The organism is Sciscionella sediminilitoris (assembly GCF_000737195.2).
Classification (GTDB): domain Bacteria; phylum Actinomycetota; class Actinomycetes; order Mycobacteriales; family Pseudonocardiaceae; genus Sciscionella; species Sciscionella sediminilitoris.
In genome coordinates this window covers 1-18,488 of sequence record NZ_JALM01000053.1, presented here as the reverse complement: position 1 = coordinate 18,488, position 18,488 = coordinate 1, and the positions used below count along the sequence as shown (strand labels likewise).

The 18,488-nt window shown below is 70.8% G+C and carries 21 protein-coding genes; 14 read left to right on the top strand and 7 right to left on the bottom strand.

The window, feature by feature from the left end; translation table 11 throughout:
• Positions 1-13: 13 nt before the first annotated feature.
• A complete protein-coding gene (locus AD72_RS21225; RefSeq protein WP_037346805.1) occupies positions 14-361 on the bottom strand; it encodes a winged helix-turn-helix transcriptional regulator in 348 nt (115 codons plus the stop codon).
• 54 nt (positions 362-415) lie between these two features.
• On the opposite strand from AD72_RS21225, the gene AD72_RS21220 reads away from it, so the two are divergent.
• Positions 416-1,225, top strand: coding sequence for a group II truncated hemoglobin (locus AD72_RS21220; protein ID WP_037346801.1), 810 nt, complete (start codon positions 416-418; stop codon positions 1,223-1,225).
• On the opposite strand, the gene AD72_RS21215 is transcribed toward AD72_RS21220, so the two are convergent.
• Positions 1,176-2,852: an ABC-F family ATP-binding cassette domain-containing protein gene (locus AD72_RS21215; protein WP_031468288.1), complete on the bottom strand. Its 1,677-nt coding sequence runs from the start codon at positions 2,850-2,852 to the stop codon at positions 1,176-1,178. The two genes, AD72_RS21220 and AD72_RS21215, sit on opposite strands and share 50 nt — an antisense overlap.
• Positions 2,853-2,940: 88 nt before the next feature.
• Between AD72_RS21215 and AD72_RS21210 the strand changes: the two genes are divergently transcribed.
• Both AD72_RS21210 and AD72_RS21205 read left to right on the top strand, forming a co-directional pair.
• Positions 2,941-3,495, top strand: a complete 555-nt coding sequence (locus AD72_RS21210) for a DinB family protein (protein ID WP_031468287.1) — start codon at positions 2,941-2,943, stop codon at positions 3,493-3,495.
• A complete protein-coding gene (locus tag AD72_RS21205; protein WP_031468286.1) occupies positions 3,492-4,211 on the top strand; it encodes a hypothetical protein in 720 nt (239 codons plus the stop codon). Before AD72_RS21210 ends, AD72_RS21205 begins: the two co-directional genes overlap by 4 nt.
• A gap of 1 nt (position 4,212) precedes the next feature.
• Here the strand turns inward: AD72_RS21205 and AD72_RS21200 are convergent, their stop codons facing one another.
• Complete coding sequence (locus AD72_RS21200) at positions 4,213-5,106, bottom strand: LysR family transcriptional regulator (RefSeq protein WP_031468285.1); 894 nt, start codon at positions 5,104-5,106, stop codon at positions 4,213-4,215.
• Between the two features lie 71 nt (positions 5,107-5,177).
• Here AD72_RS21200 and AD72_RS21195 point away from each other — a divergent pair, with 71 nt between their 5' ends.
• A complete protein-coding gene (locus tag AD72_RS21195) occupies positions 5,178-6,374 on the top strand; it encodes an FAD-dependent monooxygenase (RefSeq protein WP_031468284.1) in 1,197 nt (398 codons plus the stop codon).
• On the opposite strand, the gene AD72_RS21190 is transcribed toward AD72_RS21195, so the two are convergent.
• Entirely contained in the window at positions 6,355-6,576 is a 222-nt protein-coding gene (locus AD72_RS21190) for a PspC domain-containing protein (RefSeq protein WP_031468283.1), read from the bottom strand. The two genes, AD72_RS21195 and AD72_RS21190, sit on opposite strands and share 20 nt — an antisense overlap.
• 129 nt (positions 6,577-6,705) lie before the next feature.
• On the opposite strand from AD72_RS21190, the gene AD72_RS21185 reads away from it, so the two are divergent.
• The 5 genes from AD72_RS21185 to fmdA are packed head-to-tail and all read left to right on the top strand — an operon-like array spanning position 6,706 to position 10,121.
• Positions 6,706-6,969 carry a hypothetical protein gene (locus AD72_RS21185; RefSeq protein ID WP_037346797.1) on the top strand — a complete coding sequence of 88 codons (264 nt, stop codon included), beginning with the start codon at positions 6,706-6,708 and terminating at the stop codon, positions 6,967-6,969.
• On the top strand, positions 6,966-7,121 hold the full coding sequence (locus tag AD72_RS36735; RefSeq protein ID WP_156365309.1) for a hypothetical protein: 156 nt from the start codon (positions 6,966-6,968) through the stop codon (positions 7,119-7,121). Before AD72_RS21185 ends, AD72_RS36735 begins: the two co-directional genes overlap by 4 nt.
• A 9-nt stretch (positions 7,122-7,130) precedes the next feature.
• Positions 7,131-8,540 (top strand): amidase, encoded by a 1,410-nt coding sequence (locus AD72_RS21180; protein WP_031468282.1) that lies wholly within the window; start codon positions 7,131-7,133, stop codon positions 8,538-8,540.
• Positions 8,541-8,575: 35 nt separating this feature from the next.
• On the top strand, positions 8,576-8,860 hold the full coding sequence (locus tag AD72_RS21175; RefSeq protein WP_031468281.1) for an FmdB family zinc ribbon protein: 285 nt from the start codon (positions 8,576-8,578) through the stop codon (positions 8,858-8,860).
• Positions 8,861-8,867: 7 nt separating this feature from the next.
• A complete protein-coding gene (fmdA, locus tag AD72_RS21170; RefSeq protein WP_031468280.1) occupies positions 8,868-10,121 on the top strand; it encodes a formamidase in 1,254 nt (417 codons plus the stop codon).
• A gap of 216 nt (positions 10,122-10,337) precedes the next feature.
• Here fmdA and AD72_RS21165 read toward each other — a convergent pair whose 3' ends face one another.
• Positions 10,338-11,396 (bottom strand): TetR/AcrR family transcriptional regulator, encoded by a 1,059-nt coding sequence (locus tag AD72_RS21165; protein ID WP_031468279.1) that lies wholly within the window; start codon positions 11,394-11,396, stop codon positions 10,338-10,340.
• Between the two features lie 72 nt (positions 11,397-11,468).
• Here AD72_RS21165 and AD72_RS21160 point away from each other — a divergent pair, with 72 nt between their 5' ends.
• Both AD72_RS21160 and AD72_RS21155 read left to right on the top strand, forming a co-directional pair.
• On the top strand, positions 11,469-12,647 hold the full coding sequence (locus AD72_RS21160) for a cytochrome P450 family protein (RefSeq protein WP_031468278.1): 1,179 nt from the start codon (positions 11,469-11,471) through the stop codon (positions 12,645-12,647).
• Positions 12,648-12,679: 32 nt separating this feature from the next.
• Positions 12,680-13,738, top strand: a complete 1,059-nt coding sequence (locus AD72_RS21155; protein ID WP_031468277.1) for an FAD-dependent oxidoreductase — start codon at positions 12,680-12,682, stop codon at positions 13,736-13,738.
• Here AD72_RS21155 and AD72_RS21150 read toward each other — a convergent pair.
• A complete protein-coding gene (locus tag AD72_RS21150; RefSeq protein ID WP_031468276.1) occupies positions 13,735-14,064 on the bottom strand; it encodes an ArsR/SmtB family transcription factor in 330 nt (109 codons plus the stop codon). The genes AD72_RS21155 and AD72_RS21150 overlap by 4 nt on opposite strands.
• A 64-nt stretch (positions 14,065-14,128) precedes the next feature.
• Between AD72_RS21150 and AD72_RS21145 the strand changes: the two genes are divergently transcribed.
• Entirely contained in the window at positions 14,129-15,310 is a 1,182-nt protein-coding gene (locus AD72_RS21145) for an MFS transporter (protein ID WP_063890780.1), read from the top strand.
• Here the strand turns inward: AD72_RS21145 and AD72_RS21140 are convergent.
• Positions 15,307-16,014, bottom strand: a complete 708-nt coding sequence (locus AD72_RS21140; RefSeq protein WP_031468274.1) for a TetR/AcrR family transcriptional regulator — start codon at positions 16,012-16,014, stop codon at positions 15,307-15,309. The two genes, AD72_RS21145 and AD72_RS21140, sit on opposite strands and share 4 nt — an antisense overlap.
• 91 nt (positions 16,015-16,105) lie before the next feature.
• On the opposite strand from AD72_RS21140, the gene AD72_RS21135 reads away from it, so the two are divergent.
• Complete coding sequence (locus AD72_RS21135; RefSeq protein WP_031468273.1) at positions 16,106-17,014, top strand: AurF N-oxygenase family protein; 909 nt, start codon at positions 16,106-16,108, stop codon at positions 17,012-17,014.
• A 7-nt stretch (positions 17,015-17,021) separates the two neighbouring features.
• Positions 17,022-18,467 (top strand): 4Fe-4S binding protein, encoded by a 1,446-nt coding sequence (locus AD72_RS21130; RefSeq protein WP_031468272.1) that lies wholly within the window; start codon positions 17,022-17,024, stop codon positions 18,465-18,467.
• Positions 18,468-18,488: the final 21 nt, after the last annotated feature.

Sequence of the window (18,488 nt, the reverse complement as noted above, 5' to 3'; positions counted from 1 at the left end):
AGCCGCACCCCGGTCAGGCCGGTTCGATCACCAGCTGCCGCCGCTGCGCCCTGCGCGTTCCCCAGTCGTAGAGCGCCTGCAGCGCGGGACCGAGCTCCTCGGCCTCCTCGGTGAGCCGGTAGCTCATCGTGGTCACCGCACCCGCACGCCCGGCGGTGCGGACGACCAGCCCGTTGCGTTCGAGCTCGCGCAGCCGTTCGGTGAGCATCTTCTCCGTGATCCCCGGGACCTGCCTGCGCAGTTCGCCGTAGCGGCAGGTGCCCTGTTTGAGCCTGGCGAGGATCACGACCGCCCATTTGCCGCCGATGGCGTCCACCGCGACCTCCACCGGGCAGTGGTAGCGCGTGCGTTCTCTACCCACGCACCAAAAGGTACGTACTTGTTCGGTTTCCGCCAAGGTGTTTGGCTGCTTTCCATGGTCACCGAATACATTCGTTATCGCATCGCGTCCGGGTCCGGGGCCGCGTTCGAAGCGGCCTACCGGCGCGCCTCGGTACCGTTGTCGGGCGCCCCGGAATGTGTGGACTACGAACTTTCCCGTTGCGCGGAGGAGGCGTGCTGCTACATTCTGCGCATCACCTGGACCTCGAAAGAGGATCACCTCGATTCGTTCCGGCGAAGCGCGGCATTCCGTTCGTTCTTCGCCGAGATCCGGGATTACGTGGACGCGATCGAGGAAATGCGGCACTACGTGCCGACAGGCATTTCCGGCCGGGGCAGCGCGATCCCCACCCTGTTCGACTGGGTCGGCGGAACGGATGCGCTGACCAGGCTGTGCGAGGTGTTCTACGCCCGGGTCGGCGCGGACGAGCTGCTCGCCCCGGTCTTCGCGGACATGCCCGCCGAGCATCCGCGGTTCGTGGCTCTCTGGCTGGCCGAGGTGTTCGGCGGGCCGGACCGGTATTCCACCGAGCGCGGCGGCCACCCGGGCATGCTCGGCAAACACCTCGGGAAAGCGATCACCGAGGAGCAGCGGCGGCGCTGGGTCGATCTGCTCGTGGACGCGGCGGACGAGACCGGTCTGCCCGCGGATCCCGAGTTCCGCGCCGCGTTCCTCGGCTATCTGGAGTGGGGAACCCGGATGGCCGTGCTGTTCTCCCGGCCGGGCGCGGAACCGGACATGGCCGAACCGATGCCGTCCTGGGGCTGGGGCGAGCGCACCCCGTGGCTGCCCGCTACCGGCGCGCCCGTTCCTGCTCCCACACCGGCCCGTCCGATTCGGTGACCGTGCCGTCCGCGCCGAACACCAGGAAACGGTCGAAGGAGCGGGCGAACCAGCGATCGTGGGTGACCGCGAGCACGGTGCCCTCGAACCGCTCCAGGCCGTCCTGGAGTGCCTGCGCGGAAACGAGATCGAGGTTGTCGGTCGGTTCGTCGAGCAGTAACAGGTTCGCCCCGGCCAGTTCCAGGAGCAGGATCTGGAACCGCGCCTGCTGGCCACCGGAGAGCGTGTCGAACTCGTTGCCCGCCGCCGCGGCGAGCTCGTAGCGGGCCAGCGCCCTGCTCGCCTCCTCGCGCGGGACCCCGTCCCGATGCTCGTCCCCGTGGCCGAGGATGTGCAGCAGGGTCCGGCCGAGGAACTCGCCGTGTTCGTGGGTCTGGGCGAACCAGCCGGGCCGCACCCTGGCACCGAGCCTGGCCAGCCCGGTGTGCGCGACCTCGGCGATCTCCACCCCGCTGACCGGGCGGTGCTCGGGTTCCGGATCGGTGCCGCCGCGCGCGAGCAGGCGCAGGAAATGCGATTTACCGGAACCGTTCGAACCGAGCACCGCGACCCGTTCCCCGTAGAACACTTCCGCGTCGAAGGGCCGCATCAGGCCGGTGAGTTCGAGCCCGGCGCAGACCACGGCGCGTTTCCCGGTCCGTCCGCCGCGCAGCCGCATGTGCACCCGCTGCTCCCGCGGCACCGCCTGCGGCGGTCCCGCCTCCTCGAACTTCCGCAGCCGGGTCTGCGCGGCCTGATAGCGCCCGGCCATCGTGTCGTTGTAGGTCGCCTTGTTCTTGAGCATGGTGACCAGTTCCTTGAGCTTCGCGTGCTCCTCGTCCCAGCGCCTGCGCAGTTCCTCGAACCGTTCGAAGCGGTCCGCGCGGGCCTGTTCGTAATCGGCGAATCCGCCACCGTGCACCCAGGCCGTGTTCCCGCCGGTGCCGAGTTCCAGGGTCACGACCCGGGAGGCCACGCGCGCCAGCAGTTCCCGGTCGTGCGAGACGAACAGCACCGTCTTCGGAGACTCGAGCAGCCGCTGTTCGAGCCACCGCTTCGCGGGCACGTCCAGGTAGTTGTCCGGCTCGTCGAGCAGCAGCACCTCGTCCGGGCCGGCGAGCAGCGCCTCGAGCACGAGCCGCTTCTGCTCCCCGCCGGACAGCGTGCGCACCGGGCGGAACCGGGCCCGTTCGAAGCCGATCGACAGCGCCGCCTCGCACACCCTGTCCCAGTCCACCTCCGCCTGGTAACCGCCCGCGTCGGTGTAGTCCGCGATCGCCTGGGCATAGCGCAGCTGGGTGGCCTCGTCCTCATCCTGCATCATGGCCAGCTCCGCGGATTCCAGGTCCGCGGCCGCCGCGCGCAGAGCGGGCGGGGCCAGACTGAGCAGCAACTCGCGCACCGTGGTCTCGTCCCGGATCCGGCCGACGAACTGCCGCATCACGCCGAGCCCGCCGACCCGTTGCACCGCACCGGAATGCGGTTTCAGCTCACCGGTGACGATGCGCAGCAGCGTGGTCTTGCCCGCGCCGTTCGCCCCGATCAGCGCCACCTTGGCGCCCTCGCCCACCCGGAAACCCACCCCGTCGAGCAGGGTCCGCCCATCGGGCAGGGTGTAACCGATCTGCTGCACATCCACGTATCCCATCGCCGCGCATGCTAACCGGGTGCTCGGTGCGGGCGAACCGATTTTCGCTCGGCCCGGATCTGTCGGTGGGTGCTCCTACCATCGGCACATGACGGAACCGAACCTGGGCACACCACTCACCGAGCAACTCTCCTGGCACTGGGACAACCAGCTGCGACCGCGCCTGGACGGCCTCAGCGATGCGGAATACCTGTGGGAGCCGGTGCCCGGCTCCTGGAACATCCGCCCGCGCGCCGAGGCCGAACAACCCAACGGCAGCGGCGAATTCAGCGTCGACTTCACCTTCCCGCAACCCGAACCGCCGCCGTTCACCACCATCGCCTGGCGGCTGGCGCACCTCATCGTCGGCGTGTTCGGTATGCGGGTGGCCAGTCACTTCGGCGGACCGCCGATGGACTACGCGAGCCACGCCTATCCGGGCACGGCCGCCGAAGCGCTCGGCCAGCTCGACGCCACGTACGCGGGCTGGATCGCGGGCGTGCGCGGGCTCGACGAGGCGTCGCTGTGGCAGCCCTGCGGCGAGGAGGGGCACGCGGACTTCCCGATGATCGCCCTGGTGCTGCACATCCACCGGGAGGTCATCCACCACGGCGCCGAGGTCTCGTTGCTGCGGGATCTGTATCGCGCGCGGTACGGCGGATGAGCACCGCGCTGGACCGGCTCACGGAGACCGCGTGGTGCACCAGCACGGCACTGCGGGCCGGGCTCGAACGGCGCGGGCTTCCCGTTCCCGACGCGGCCTATCTGGACCGGGCCTTCACGGCACGGGACCGCTCGGAGCTGGCGGCCGCGATCGCGGAACTGGGCGCGCATTTCGCCCGGGCGCACGGTTCTTCCAGCAAGCACGGTGCCGAACAGGTCCGGTTCGGGGCGCTGCTGGTGCCCGATCCGGCACGGCTGGACACCCGGACCGCGGTGGAACCGGAACTGCGGGCCGGGCAGACCGGGATCACCGGGCCGGACTTCGTGGACGCGCGACTGCCCGCGGGCAGGCTGGTCACCGAACCCGGCCGGGACTGGTCGCTGTTCGCCACCGTGCTCGGCCCCGCCGGTCCGCACTTCGGCAGCGACGAGACGGTCCGCGCGGCCGATCCTGCGCTGTTCACGGTGCGCGGAACCGATACCCGCACGCTGATGGTGCGCCAGCTCTGGGGCGCGCGGGTGCTGCAGAGCGGGGCTTCGCTTCCGGACTGCGAGATCGGTGGTGACTGGACGTTCAGCCTGTTGCCCGGGGAGGACCGGGTGGCGGGCAAGGCGGTCTCGGGCACCATCCTGCACGGCAAGGTGCGGTTCCGGCTCGGCCGCGCGGACCGCGGGATCGCGGTGGCCAGGGTGTGCCCGGCGCTCCCCATCCGTTGAGCTACCGAGCCGCTGAACCGGGCAGCGTGGTGCGCACCCGGTGGACCAGCGCCTTCGCCGCCGGGCTCAGCGGACCGTTCGCGCGCCAGGCGAACACCAGCCTGGCACGCATCGCCGGTCTGCCGAGCGGGACGGCGCGCGCCCGCTCACCGTAGGTGGTGGCGAACCGCCTCGGCAGGATCGCGATCCCGAGCCCGCGTTCGGCGAGTTCCACGGCGAACCACGGATCGCTGCACTCGAACGCGATCCTCGGCCATACCCCGGCCGCGGCGCAGCCCTCGTCGAACACCGCGCGCACCCCGGAACCGCGGACCAGACTGATCACCTCCCGGTCCGCGATTCCGCGCAGCGTCAGGCTCTTGCGGTTCGCGAACGGATCCCCCGGTCCGAGGACGGCCACCACCGGTTCGTCCGCGAGCGGGTGTACACCGATTCCCTCCGGATCGGTGGCCCCGAGCCCGAACACCGCACCGTCCAGCGTTCCGGAACGCAGCGCGCCGATCAGCTCCGCCGAGCTCGCCTCGGACAGGGTGATGTCCACATCCGGATGCGCCTGGTGGAAATCCGCGAGCACGGCGGGAAATCCGTGCGCCGCGGTACTGACCATGCCGAGGGTCACGCTGCCCCGCACCAGCCCGGTGAGTTCCTCGACCGCGACCCGGCCCTGGTCCACCGAGGCGAGCGCGGCCCGCGCGTGCGGGAGGAACGCCGAACCGAGCGCGGTCAGCCGCACCGTACGGGCCGAGCGATCGAACAGCGGACCGCCGAGTTCCCGTTCGAGCTGGCGGATCTGGGCGCTCACCCCGGGCTGTGCGATGTGCACCCGCTCGGCGGCCCTGGTGAACGAGCCCTCCTCGAGGACCGCGAGGAAATAGTGCAGGTGGCGCAGTTCCATAACTGGTAATTCTAGATCGCAGACGATCCAGCTGGTGGACTTTTACCTGTTCCCGCGCCGAGCATGGCGGTATGACACGGAACATTCTCATCGCGGGCGCGGGAATCGGCGGGCTGGCCGCGGCACTCGCCTTGCACGACAAGGGATTCGGCGTCGAGGTGCTGGAGAGCGCGCGGGAGGTCCGCCCGCTCGGCGTCGGGCTGAACATCCAGCCGGCCGCCGTGGCGGCGCTCGACAAGCTCGGGCTCGGGGAATCCCTTGCGGCCAGCGGGATCCCGACCGCCGAGCACGTCTACTTCGATCATCTCGGCGAGCGGTTGTTCACCGAACCGCGCGGACTGGCCGCGGGCCACGAATGGCCGCAGTACTCGGTACATCGCGGGGAACTGCAGTCGCTGCTGCTCGAACAGGTGCGCGAGCGGATCGGCCCACGGGCGGTGCGCACCGGAGCACAGCTGGTGGATGTGAGCCAGGACGGCGAATCGGTGCGCGCGACCGTGTTCGACCGGGCGCGCGGTGAACACGTGCGGCACACCGGCCGGGTGCTCATCGGCGCGGACGGGGCGCATTCGGTGGTGCGCGAGCTGCTGTACCCCGGCTCGGCACCGCTGCGCTGGAACGGCGCGCACTTCTGGCGCGGGATCACCGAAGTGGACTCCTTCGGGACGGGCCGCTCTTTCCACCACATCAGCGATGCGCGCGGGACCCGCGTGGTCGCGTACCCGATCTCGGCGAAGGCCGCCGAATCCGGGCGGGTACTGGTGAACTGGGTGGTCGAGGCGGCCGTCGCGGAGCCGGGCACCCCGCTCGAACGGAGCTGGAACCGGGCCGGGCGGCTGCCGGATCTGCTCGCTCACCTCGAGGGATGGGAGCTGGACCCGCTCGGCCTGCGCGAGCTGTTCATCGGCGGCGGGCCGATCCTGGAGTATCCGATGGTCGACCGGGACCCGCTGCCGGGCTGGGGCGCGGGCCGGGTGAGCCTGCTCGGGGACGCCGCGCACCTGATGTATCCGGTCGGGGCGAACGGAGCGAGCCAGGCCATCCTGGACGCCCGCGCGCTCGCCGAGGCGCTCGACGGCTCCGGGCTGGTGACCGGGCTGCGCGAGTACGAGCGGCTGCGGCTGGCGCGGACCACCGCGGTGGTGCTCGCCAACCGGGAGATGCACGCCGCGGAGAAGGCCAGTGCCGGTCGCGCGGACCGTGGCGAACGACTGGCCGCGATCACCGCGGACTACCGGCGCGCGACCGCTACCGGCGCTGCGGGATGACCAGCCAGAGCCCGAGGTAGAGCAGGAACTGCGGGCCGGGAAGCAGGCAGGACAGCAGGAACACCAGGCGGACCGTTCCCGATTTCCAGCCGTAGCGCTCGGCGAGCCCGCCGCAGACACCGCCGAGCACCCGGTCGGTGCGCGAGCGGGCCAGCCTCGAGGTCCGGTAGGTGGGGTTCGGATAATTCGGATAAGTCGTCATGTCTTCACGATGCCCGGCCGCGAGCTTCCGCACCTCGGTGACCGCCCTGAGTCCACCCCCGAAGTTCCACCCTGATCTCCACCCTCGGGAGGTCCGAATCCACCCGGCCCCGGACGTAGCTTTCCGGGCATGGAAACCTACCTGAACTTCATGCTCATCCGGTTCGGCATCCTCGCCGCCGGGGTCGCCGTACTGGTCATCATCGGCTTCGCCGTCGCCCTCTACCTCAAGCGCAGGGGAAAGCTCGGCCAGGCGCGCCGGTACGTGGAACCGATGGCCCGCACCGTGATCGACCGGGCCGGTGACCGCAGCGCGCGGACCGGGCGCGGCGCCTGGAAGGGCACCGCAGCCCGCGCGGTCGTCAACTACCTCGACAAGAACGACAAGCGATGATCGCGGGCCCGGTACTCGCCGAGGACGGCGGAAACATCATGGCGCACCTGTTCCAGGATTACCTGATCAAGGCGGGGATCGTGGTCGGGCTCGCCGTCCTGGTACTGATCGCCATGGTGATCATCTGGAAAAAGGTCGGCAGCAGGAAGTAGGTTCGGTGCATGGGCGAACGACTCGTGCACGCATTCGGTGAAGACGCGCTCGGCGAGCTGGACGGGACCGCGATCGCCGAGCTGATCAGGGCAGGCGAACTCACCCCGGAGGACGCGGCGCACCAGGCCGCCGAGCGGGCCGGGCGGGTGGACCCCATGCTGCACGCGATCGCCGAGGCCGACTACGCCAACGTCGCCGAGCCGAAACCGGGACCACTGCGCGGAGTGCCGAGTTTCATCAAGGACAACACGCCCGTGCCCGGGCTGCCGACCAGGCACGGTTCGGCCGCGGTCCCCGGCACGGTCTCCCCCGGCTACGGCGCCTTCGCCAAGCAGTTCATCAGCACCGGCATGACCGTGCTCGGCAAGACGCGGCTGCCCGAGTTCGGCCTGAACGCGACCACGGAGTTCGTGGACGAGGAACCCACCCGCAATCCGTGGAACACCGGCTACTCCGCGGGAGGTTCCTCCGGAGGGGCCGCCGCCCTTGTCGCCTCCGGGGTGGTGCCGATCGCGCACGGCAACGACGGTGGCGGCTCCATCCGCATCCCGGCGGCCTGCTGCGGGCTCGTCGGACTGAAACCGAGCCGGGGCCGCACGGTCGCGAGCGAGCTGGCCAAGATGCCGATCAACCTGGTCGTGGACGGCGTGCTGACCAGGACGGTGCGGGACTCGGCGGCTTTCCTGGCCGCGGCCGAGGGGTACCGGCGGTCCCCGAAGCTGCCACCACTCGGCCACATCCGCGAATCGAGGGGACGCAAACTCCGCATCGGGCTGGTGCTCGATCCGGTCGTGGACACCGAGATCTGCCCACAGACCAGGGCCGCGGTGGAGGCGACGGCCGCGCGGCTGGAGAAACTCGGCCACACCGTGGAACCGATCCGGCTGCCGTTCGGGGACCCGTTCGTCACCGACTTCCTCACCTACTGGGGCATGCTCGCCTTCCTGCTCAGTGCTCTCGGCAAGCACAGTTTCGGCAAGGAGTTCGACCCGGCGCGGCTCACCCCGCTCACCACCGGACTGCGCCGGATCTACCAGCGCGGCGCGCACCGCACCCCGGGCACCCTCTACCGGCTGGCGCGGGCGAAATCCGCCTATGCGGCCATGTTCCGCACCCACCACCTCGTGCTCTCCCCCGTGCTCGGCCATGTCACCCCGGAACTCGGCCACCTGCGCCCCGATGTGCCGGTCGCGGAACTCATCGAACGGCTGAAACGCTATGTCGCGTTCACCCCGCTCGCGAACGTGACCGGCGCACCCGCGCTTTCGCTGCCCGCGGGCCTCGCCGAGGAAGGGGTTCCGATCGGGGTGCAGTTCAGCGCGGCCGACGGCGATGAACGCAGCCTGCTGGAGATCGGCTACGAACTAGAGGACGCGATGTCCTGGCGCACCATCGCCGAGCAGGCCCGCCGTGCTTAGATAGGGGCGACCCATCGGCGGGTGAGGAGGAATCCGTGCCGATCTACGACTACCGGTGCCCCTCCTGCGGGATCTCCGAGCACAGCTATCCGATGCGCGAGGCACCCCCGGCCCTCGACTGCGCGTGCGGTCTCCCGGCCCGCAAACTCGTCACCGCCGCCCGGCTCGGCAAGGGCTCCTCGACCGCGATGCGGCTGCTCGACCAGACCGGGAGCACCGCGAGCGAGCCCGCCGTGGTCCGCTCCCCGCCGCCCGCGGCACCGAATCGCCCGGTGAGCCGGAATCCCCTGCACGCCAAGTTGCCCCGTCCCGGAAAGTAGGTGCGCGATGCCCGACGTGATCTTTCCCCTCGACTCCACCAAGGCGTTCACCGAGCAGGAGATCCTCGGCCACAACCGCTGGCATCCGGACATTCCCGCCGCGGTCCGGGTCAAGCCGGGCGACACCTTCCGGGTGCACTGCCGCGAGTGGTTCGACGGCGCCATCCACAACGACGACTCGGCCGAGGACATCCGGGACGCCCCGCTGAACTCGGTGCACACCCTCTCCGGCCCGATCGGCGTCGAGGGAGCCAAACCCGGCGACCTGCTCATCGTGGACATCCTCGACCTGGGCCCGATCCCGCAGGAGGACTCCGGCCCGCTCGCCGGGCAGGGCTGGGGTTACACCGGGATCTTCGCCGCGCGCAACGGCGGCAGCTTCCTGACCGAGCAGTTCCCGGACGCGTACAAGGCGGTCTGGGACTTCGCCGGGCACACGGCGACCTCACGGCACGTCCCGCACGTCTCGTTCACCGGGATCACCCACCCCGGCCTGATGGGCACCGCGCCGAGCAGGGAACTGCTGAGCGCGTGGAACACCAGGGAGGCCGCGCTCATCGCGACCGATCCGGACCGGGTCCCGCCGCTCGCCCTGCCGCCCGAGCCCTCGGAGGCGGTGCTCGGCGGGGTCGCCGGTGCCGAGTTCGACCGGATCGCGAACGAGGCCGCGCGCACCGCACCGCCACGGGAGAACGGCGGGAACCAGGACATCAAGAACCTCACCCGTGGTTCGCGGGTGTTCTACCCGGTCTTCGTGGACGGGGCGAACCTCTCCGTCGGCGATCTGCACTTCTCCCAGGGCGATGGGGAGATCACCTTCTGCGGGGCGATCGAGATGGGCGGCTTCATCGATCTGCACGTGGACATCATTCCCGGCGGCATGCAGACCTACGGGGTCAGCGAGAACGCGATCTTCATGCCGGGCAACGTCGAACCGCAGTACTCCGAATGGCTCGCCTTCTCCGGCACCTCGGTCACTCTCGACGGCGAACAGCGCTACCTCGACTCGCACCTGGCCTACCAGCGGGCCTGCCTGCACGCGATCGACTACCTGACCACCTTCGGCTACACCCCGGAACAGGCCTACCTGCTGCTCGGCGCCGCGCCGATCGAGGGCCGCCACTCCGGGGTCGTGGACATCCCTAACGCCTGCTCGACGGTGTACCTGCCGACCGCGATCTTCGATTTCCCGGTCACGCCCGGCAAGGACGGCCCGGCCCGGATCGACCCCGGCATGGGCGCCCCGCGCGCGGCGTTCTGAGGTTCCGCTACCGGCACCGCCGTTCCGGCCGTCACGGTTCCTGCTTTGCTCTTGGCGGCGGAGCCGCTCTCCCGCCCACGCAACTGGCCCTGCGGCGGGTTCTCCGGCGTTCCCTCGCGAGGACAGCGCCGACGTGGTGTATCGGCATACATGAGGAGGGGGTTCCGGAGCGAGGGGGCGCCTGAGGTTCCGCTACCGGCACCGCCACTCCGGCCGTTACGGTTCCTCGGCGATGGCGGCGGAGCGGCAGGCGCCGAGCCCATCGGCGCGCGCCACGATCCGCCCGCCGCTGATCCGCACCGCGACCTCGGTTCCGTCGCTGACCGCGGGCACCCCGACGGCGGCCGCGAGCGTGCCCCGTTCATCGTGCACCACCCGGACCGCGGGCAGGGCGTGGTCCGGGAAGGCGATCCGCAGGTAGCCGCACAGCTGGGCGAGCACCAGCCGGGCGAGCGGGCCGAGCTCCTTGGGTTCCCCGGTCACGAGCACCGCGGTGACCTCGGCGCCCTCCGGAGCGGCGCGCACCGCGTCCTCGATGCCGTTGAGGCGGTGCAGGCCGAGCACCGCGAGCACCCCGTTCCCGCCCAGCCGCACGGTCTCGGCCCGCACCGCATCGGCGATCTCGGTGACCGGCCACGGCTCGTCCACCGGCTGCGCCTGCGGCATGATCGGCGCGGGGTTCCAGGTGTCCCCGAGGTCGAGTCCAGCGAGCTCCTCGCAGGCGCGCACGGTGTTGAACGGCTCGAGGAATCCGGGCGCCGCGGCGGCCAGCTGACTCGCCCCGTGCAGCATCGTCAGGATGTTCTCCGCCTGACGCACCATCCGCCCGGCCGCGCCGCCGCGTTCGAGCGCGAGCCCGAGCAGGATCGCGTTCAGCTTCATCAGCTGCGCGAACGGGCGCCTCGTCTGCTCGTCCACCAGCACCTCGGAGAGCAGTTCCACATCCAGGCGGGCCTCGCCCTGTTCCACGTTGGCCAGCAGCAGCTTGCTGACCCAGGCCCTGGCGAGCAGCCCGATCGAGTCCCGCGCGCCCTCCCCCGGTCCACCGAGATCCTGGCCCGCACCGCGCTCGGCCTCCTCGGCGAGCACCCCGAAATACAGCGCCCGCTTACCGGGGAAGTTGGAGTAGACCGCGCCCCTGGTCAGCCCGGCGCGCTCGGCGATGTGGTCGATCTTGGCCTCCCGGAAACCCCGCTCCACCAGGATTTCCCGGGCCGCGGCGAGCACCTTCGCCCGATTGCGTTCCTGTAGCTCCACCCGTGTCAACGCGGCCATCGCGTCACGATAACCCACCGCTGTAGATGATATGATCATCTGAATTCATCATCTGAACTGGAGGGCGCTTTCATGACCACCGCACCGGAGCTCGACCCGACGACCCCGGCGGCGCTCGAGGACCCGTTCGCCTTCTACGCCGAGGCACGCGAACAGGCCCCGCTGATCCGCCTCGCCCTCCCCGGGCTCGGCACCATCTGGACCCTGACCAGGCACGCCGACGCGCGGGCGATGCTCGGCGACCCGCGGTTCGCGATCACCCCGGGCAGCTTCCAGACCCCGCAGGGCGTCCCCGAGGAATACCTCGGCTATCTGCACACCATGTCGGAGATGGACGGACCGGAACACCTCCGGCTGCGCAGGCTGCTCACCCCGGCCTTCGCGCCGCGCCGGATCGCCGGATTCCGTGCCGAGATCGCCGGGATCGTGGACAGCCTGCTCGACGCGCTGCCCGAGGACGAGCCGGTCGATCTGCTCGAGCGGTTCACCAAACCGCTGCCGATGGAGGTGATCTGCGCGATCGTCGGGATCCGGGAACCCGAGCGGCCGCGCTGGCACGAGTTCGGCGCGACGATCGTGTCCGGCGTGGGCTCGGCGTTCGGGGCAGCGGTCCCGGAGTTCGTGGAGGCCGCCAAACAGGAGGTGGCCGGGCGCAGGAGGGAACCGGGAACCGACCTGGTCTCCGATCTCGTGCGCGCCGCGACCGAGGACGGCGACCGGCTCACCGATACCGAGGTCGTCACGCTGATCTGGCACCTGCTGCTGGCCGGCCAGACCCCGGTGAACCTCATCGCCAACGCGGTCGAGGCGCTGCTGCGCCATCCGGACCAGCTCGCCGCACTGCGGGCCGACCACGGCCTGATCCCCTCTGCGGTCGAGGAGTTCCTGCGCTGGTGCGGGCCGAATCTGCTCGCGGTCCCCCGCTATGCCGGTGCGGACGTCGAACTGCACGGCCACACCGTCCGCAAGGGGGAACCGGTCATCGCCGCGCTCGGTTCGGCCAACCGGGATCCACGGGTGTTCGCCGAACCGGACCGGCTGGACATCACCAGGAGCACGACCGGGCACCTCGGTTTCGGGCACGGCCCGCACTTCTGTCTCGGCGCCTCGATCGCCAGGGCGCAGACCGAGATCGCGCTCGGCACCCTCCTGAAGCGGTACCCGGACCTCAGGTTCGCCGCCGAGCCGAAACGCAACTGCGATGGCGGCACCTGGCGACTCGCCGCGCTCCCGGTGCGCCTGACCGGATAGCGGGGATACTACAAACATAGTAGTGTCGCGTCATGAGCAGGCACGCGACGATCATCGGCGCGGGCGTCGCCGGCCTTACCGCCGCGATCCACCTGCGGGCGCACGGCTGGCGGGTGGCGGTGCACGAGCGGGAGCCGAATCTTTCGGTCAACGGCACCGCACTGACCCTCTGGCCCGCCGCGATGGCGGCACTGGACACCCTCGGGCTCGGCGAGCGCGCGCGGGCACTCGGGGTAACCGCGGTCCGGGGCGAATACCTGCGCGCGGACGGCAGCCGGATCGCCCCGGTCGACCTCGCGGCCATCGAGCGCAAGACCGGTGAACCACTGCGGTTCGTGTCCCGCCCCGCACTGCTCGGCCTGCTCACCGAGGCGCTGCCATCCGATGTGCTGCACCTCGGCTCGGCGGTGTCCGCGCGGGACCTGCCCGCGGCCGAGGTGCTCATCGGGGCGGACGGGTTGCGCAGCACCGTGCGGTCCACGCTGTTCGGCGCGCGATTCCGGGCCCGCTACACGGGTTCCACCGTCTGGCGCGGCAGCGCGGACCGGGCGACCACGGCCATGACCGAGACCTGGAGCGAGGGCTGCTTGTTCGGCACCACTCCCCAGGACGGCGGGCGCACCAACTGGTACGCGAGCGCACCGGCCCTGGAGACCGATCGCTGCCCGGACGGGGAACCCGCGGCCCTGCGCGCCCGGTTCGGCGGCTGGCACGACGGAATCCGTGCGGTACTGGACGAGCTCGACGAGGGCTCCGTACTCCGGCACGGGCTCTACACCCTCGCTCCCCCGCTGCCGAGCTACGTGCGCGGGAACGCCGTGCTGCTCGGGGACGCCGCGCACGCGATGAGCCCGACGCTGGGCCGGGGCGGCTGCGAGGCCCTGATCGACGGCGTGACGCTCGCCGGGGAACTGCTCGGGCGCGCCCGGATCGCCGATGCGCTCGCCGCCTATGACGCGCGGCGGCGGGGACCGACCCAGCGCCTCGCCCGCGCGGCCGGACTGGTGGCCAGGATGGCCGAGGTGCGCAGGCACACCGCGCCGCGGGACACCGCGCTCAAACTGGCCATGCGGCTGAGCCCGGCCGGTTAACCGCCTGCCTGCCCGACGGCGAGATCGAGCAGTCCGGGGAAGCGCTGCTCCAGATCGGCCCGCCGCAGCCGGTTCAGCCGCCGGGTCCCCTCGTCGCGTTGCTCGATGACCCCCGCCTCGCGCAGGGTCCGGAAGTGCCCGCTCTGCGTCGATTTGCTCACCGGAAGCGCGAAAGTACTGCAGGCCAGTTCCCCCTCCGGACCGGCCTCCGCCAGCCGGGCGACGATCGTCAGCCGCACCGGATCGCTGAGCGCCGCCATGACTTCGGTGAAGCGGATCTCCGCTCGCTCCGGGTGCACGAGTTCGGTCGCGGTACGACTGGCCATACCCGCAGTCTAGCAAAACATGTTCATGATTTCCGAACATGTGCTATGTTCGGAAATCGTGAACATGAGAACGGGTTCGAGGGCACGCTTCCTCGGCAATGCCTATACGCTGCTCATCCTGTTGACCGGGACCAATCTCGCGACCCCGCTCTACCGCGGCTACCAGTCGGCATTCGGCTACCCGCCGCTGACCACCACGCTGATCTTCGCCGTCTACGTCACGGCGCTGATCCCTACGCTGCTGCTCGCCGGGTCACTCGCCGACGCACTCGGCCCGCGCCGCGTCGTGCTCCCCGCGATCGGACTGGCCGCGCTCGGCACGCTGGCCTTCGCCTTCGCGGAGAACACCGGCTGGTTGTTCGCCGCCCGGATCCTGCAGGGTCTCGCGATCGGTGCCGCCTCCGGGGCACTGACCGCGGCCATCGGCGAGTCCGAACCACGCGGCAACCAGCGAACGGCCTCCCTGGTCGCGACGGCGGCCTCGGTCGGCGGGCTCGGCCTCGGCCCGCTGCTGTCCGGAGCGCTCGCGCAATACACTCCGCTACCGCACCTGCTGCCGTTCCTCGCCGAGCTCGTCCTGCTGATCCCCGCGGCCTTCGTGGCACACACCCTGCCCTCGACCGGTACCGGCGCACGACTGCGCCCCGCGCTTCCCCGCTTGCCCGGGCCGGTGCGCGCGGTGTTCTTCTCCCATGCCGCCGCGGTTTTTCTCGCCTTCGCGGTGCTCGGACTGTTCCTCAGCCTCGTGCCCGCCTACCTCGGCTCGCTTTCCGGCAGCACCGACCTGCTGCTCACCGGAGCCACGGTCGCCCTGCTGCCCGCCGGTTCGGCGTTGGCACAGTTGTCCGGAACCCGGCTGCGCGCCGTCCGCCCGGAACGGGCCGGGCTGCCACTGCTCGCGGCCGGGCTCGGGGCACTGCTCCTCGCCGGGAACGGTGGCTGGCTCACCCTGCTGTGCCTCGCCGCCGTGGTCGCCGGGATCGGGCACGGGCTGATCTTCCTCGGTGCGCTGCGCGCCATCACCGCGGAAACCCCGCTGCCGCACCGGGCCGAGGTGTTCTCCGCGTTCTACGTGGTGGTATACCTCGGCGTCGGCCTGCCCACGGTCGGCGTCGGCCTGCTCAGCACGGCACTCGGCCTGCTCGGCGCGGTGGAGTGCTTCGCAGGGCTCGCCGCGGTCGCCAGTCTGCTCCTGCTGATCCGGCTCCCCGGGAGAAGGACCGCCGCGGCGCGGACCACCGCTTAGGCAGGGCCACTCTCCGGACCGGCCTCGGCCAGCGGCCGGTCCGGATCCAGCCGCACACCGACCGTGCGCAGCGTGTCGTCGATCATCCGCCACACCAGCCCGTTGAGCAGGCCCGCCAGTTCCTCTCGGGTCAGTTCACCCGGGTTGGTCAGCCAGCGCGCGGTGCTCGATTCGACGAGCCCGACCACGCCGAAGGCCACCGGCTCCGCCACCTTGGTATCGGCCCCGAACCGGGGCAGGTAGTACTCGAACAGGGCAGCCAGCTGCCCGGCGATCGCGGTCTTGGCATCGGTGATCGCATCGGTGCCGTCCGGTCGCGCGGACAGCGAGTGCATGCTCAGGTAGCGGTACAGCGGCTCGTGCTCCACCAGCCAGCCGATGTGCGCCTCGATCGCGGAGCGGATCATCTCGGCCGGACTGCTGCGCGGGCTCAGCGCGGGCGCGAGCTCGGTGTTCAGCATCTCGATCGCGCGCCGGGCCACCGCGGCGGCGAGGTCCGCGGCATCCGCGAAGTACTTGTACAGCCGGGTGCGCCCGACCCCGGCCTCCTCCGCGATCCGCTCCACCGAGACATCCGGACCGTGTTCGGCGATCGCCCGCACCGCGGCGTCCACGAACTCGGCGCGGCGCCGTTCCCGCTGACCGGCCCAGCGCGCGGCGCGGCCGTCGACCTGGTCACGGGCACGCTCGGAAGAAACGGTCACCCCTGGGAGTGTACGGCTGTTCTTCGCAGGCAGTTATGGGGTACAGTCTGTCCCTGTTACCGAAAGTCCGGGGTAAATGGAGGTTCGGACAATGACCGGTGCGACACGGACCACGGAACACAGCGCGGCGGACGACGACGTCTCGCGCCGGCTGCTCGAATCCTCGGCGACGCTGTCCTACGACCCGATGACCGAGATCGACTGGGAGGCCCCGCTTCCCGAGGACGGCTACGGGCTCAATCCGGAGTGGAGCACGCTGTACGGAACCCCGCTCTGGGACGAGATGACCGAGGCACAGCGGGTCACGCTCACCAGGCATGAGGTGTGCTCGATCATGAGCACCGGCATCTGGTTCGAGATGATCCTGCAGCAGATGATCCTGCGCGATCAGTACGTGCACAATCCGGCGAACGCGGAGTTCCAGTTCGCGCTGACCGAGATCGCCGACGAGTGCCGGCACTCGATCATGTTCGCCCGCACCTGCGCGAAGCTCGATGTCCCCGCCTACTTCCCGCGCAAGGACGTCGTGGAGGCCGCCCGCATCTTCAAATCCGTCGCGGGCGGGGAGGTCGCCTACGGCGGCACCCTGGTCGCCGAGGAAGTACTGGACGTGATGCAGCGGGACTGGATGCGCGGGGAGAACGTGCTGGACATCGTGCGCACCAGCTCGAAGATCCACGTGGTCGAGGAATCCCGGCACATGAAGTTCGCCCGCCAGGAGATCCGCGAGCACATGGAGGGAATCAGCCCGCTGCGCCGCCGGGCCAGCGCGGCCCTGATCGCGCTCGGTGCCTCGGTGATCGTGCGCAGTCTCGTCAATTACGGCGTGTACCGTGCCGCGGGCCTGGACACCCGGCGCGCGGTCGAGGCCGCGGCGAACAACCCGCACCGCCGCTCGATGATGCGCACCGCCTGCGCGGGGCTGATGGAGTTCCTGGACGAGGCGGGGCTGCTCACCCGTCCCGCGGTGGCCATCTATCGCCGCGTGCACATGATCTGACCCGGTCATGGCCTACGCGATCACGCAGACCTGCTGCAACGACGCCTCCTGCGTCGCGGTGTGCCCGGTCAACTGCATCCACCCCACCCCGGACGAGCCGGATTTCGGCACCACCGAGATGCTCTACATCGACCCGGAGACCTGCATCGACTGTGGCGCCTGCGCGGACGCCTGCCCGGTGGACGCGGTGCGCCCCGCCGATCTGCTCTCCGGTCCCGAGCAGGTGTACTCCGAGCTCAACCGCGCGCACTTCGGGGGCGGTTCACCGGGAACGGTGTGGGGAGCGCCCCGGTTCCCGCGTTCGCTGCCCTCGGCGGCCTCGGCTCCACGGGTCGCTGTGGTGGGCACCGGACCCGCGGCCGGATACACCGTGCAGTCGCTGCTGCGCTCCACCGACGCCGAGATCACCGTGCTGGACCGCGCCCCGCTCGCGGGCGGGCTCGTCCGGTTCGGGGTGGCCCCGGATCATCCGGCCACCAAACAGATCGGGGACACCTTCGCCGGCGCGTTCCGGCATCCCCGGGTCCGGGTACGGCTCGGTGTCGAGATCGGCGGCAACCTCAGCCACGCCGAACTGGCCGCGCACCATCACGCGGTGATCTACGCGGTGGGCGCCGAGGCGAGCAGGGACCTCGGCATTCCCGGCGAGTCGCTTCCCGGCAGCCTGCCCGCGACCACGGTGGTGCGCTGGTACAATGGTTCCCCCGAGGTCCCGGTGGACGCGGTGGACCTGGCGGGCGAGCGCGCGGTGATCGTGGGCAACGGCAATGTGGCACTGGACATCGCGCGGATCCTGCTCAGCGATCCCGATGGACTCGCGGACACCCCGATCGCCGGGCACGCGCTGGCCGCGCTGCGGGCGAGCAAGGTCCGCGAGGTCGTGCTGCTCGGGCGGCGCGGACCGGAGCACGCCGCCTACACCCGCCCGGAATTCCTTGCCATGCGCGAACTTCGCGGAGTCACGGTGCACGTGGACGTGCGCGGCGAACCCACGGCGGCGGATCCGGACTCGAAGGCCGCACTGCTGCACGGGCTGCCGAGCGGCCCGGTCGATCTGGGTTTCCCGCCCCCGGAAGGCAAGCGGCTGGTGCTGCGCTTCGGTTCCACCCCGGGCGCGGTGCTCGGCGAACACGGGGTCCGCGCGGTCCGGGTGGACGGGGAGGATGTTCCGGCGGGCCTGTTCGTCCGCTCCATCGGATGCCGCGGGGTCGCCGTACCCGGGGTTCCCTTCGACGCGGCGAGCGGGGTCATCCCGAACGAGCGCGGCCGGGTGCCCGCACCGGGGACCTACGTGGTCGGCTGGGCCAAACGCGGGGCACACGGCGGAATCGGGGCCAACCGTGCCTGCGCGGCCGAGACCGTGGACACGCTGTTCGACGACATCGCGGCCGGGCGGCTCGCCGAACCCGCACACGGTCCCAAGGAGTTCGAGCGGCTGCTGCGCGCTCGCTAGATGTAGGAGGCCAGGACGTTG

What these genes read in the sequence shown, in the direction of transcription:
- AD72_RS21220 (WP_037346801.1), top strand. Translation starts at nt 416, where the DNA reads ATGGTCACCGAATACATTCGTTATCGCATCGCGTCCGGGTCCGGGGCC.
- AD72_RS21215 (WP_031468288.1), bottom strand. Translation starts at nt 2,852, where the DNA reads ATGGGATACGTGGATGTGCAGCAGATCGGTTACACCCTGCCCGATGGG.
- AD72_RS21210 (WP_031468287.1), top strand. Translation starts at nt 2,941, where the DNA reads ATGACGGAACCGAACCTGGGCACACCACTCACCGAGCAACTCTCCTGG.
- AD72_RS21205 (WP_031468286.1), top strand. Translation starts at nt 3,492, where the DNA reads ATGAGCACCGCGCTGGACCGGCTCACGGAGACCGCGTGGTGCACCAGC.
- AD72_RS21200 (WP_031468285.1), bottom strand. Translation starts at nt 5,106, where the DNA reads ATGGAACTGCGCCACCTGCACTATTTCCTCGCGGTCCTCGAGGAGGGC.
- AD72_RS21195 (WP_031468284.1), top strand. Translation starts at nt 5,178, where the DNA reads ATGACACGGAACATTCTCATCGCGGGCGCGGGAATCGGCGGGCTGGCC.
- AD72_RS21190 (WP_031468283.1), bottom strand. Translation starts at nt 6,576, where the DNA reads ATGACGACTTATCCGAATTATCCGAACCCCACCTACCGGACCTCGAGG.
- AD72_RS21185 (WP_037346797.1), top strand. Translation starts at nt 6,706, where the DNA reads ATGGAAACCTACCTGAACTTCATGCTCATCCGGTTCGGCATCCTCGCC.
- AD72_RS36735 (WP_156365309.1), top strand. Translation starts at nt 6,966, where the DNA reads ATGATCGCGGGCCCGGTACTCGCCGAGGACGGCGGAAACATCATGGCG.
- AD72_RS21180 (WP_031468282.1), top strand. Translation starts at nt 7,131, where the DNA reads ATGGGCGAACGACTCGTGCACGCATTCGGTGAAGACGCGCTCGGCGAG.
- fmdA (WP_031468280.1), top strand. Translation starts at nt 8,868, where the DNA reads ATGCCCGACGTGATCTTTCCCCTCGACTCCACCAAGGCGTTCACCGAG.
- AD72_RS21165 (WP_031468279.1), bottom strand. Translation starts at nt 11,396, where the DNA reads ATGGCCGCGTTGACACGGGTGGAGCTACAGGAACGCAATCGGGCGAAG.
- AD72_RS21160 (WP_031468278.1), top strand. Translation starts at nt 11,469, where the DNA reads ATGACCACCGCACCGGAGCTCGACCCGACGACCCCGGCGGCGCTCGAG.
- AD72_RS21155 (WP_031468277.1), top strand. Translation starts at nt 12,680, where the DNA reads ATGAGCAGGCACGCGACGATCATCGGCGCGGGCGTCGCCGGCCTTACC.
- AD72_RS21150 (WP_031468276.1), bottom strand. Translation starts at nt 14,064, where the DNA reads ATGGCCAGTCGTACCGCGACCGAACTCGTGCACCCGGAGCGAGCGGAG.
- AD72_RS21145 (WP_063890780.1), top strand. Translation starts at nt 14,129, where the DNA reads ATGAGAACGGGTTCGAGGGCACGCTTCCTCGGCAATGCCTATACGCTG.
- AD72_RS21135 (WP_031468273.1), top strand. Translation starts at nt 16,106, where the DNA reads ATGACCGGTGCGACACGGACCACGGAACACAGCGCGGCGGACGACGAC.
- AD72_RS21130 (WP_031468272.1), top strand. Translation starts at nt 17,022, where the DNA reads ATGGCCTACGCGATCACGCAGACCTGCTGCAACGACGCCTCCTGCGTC.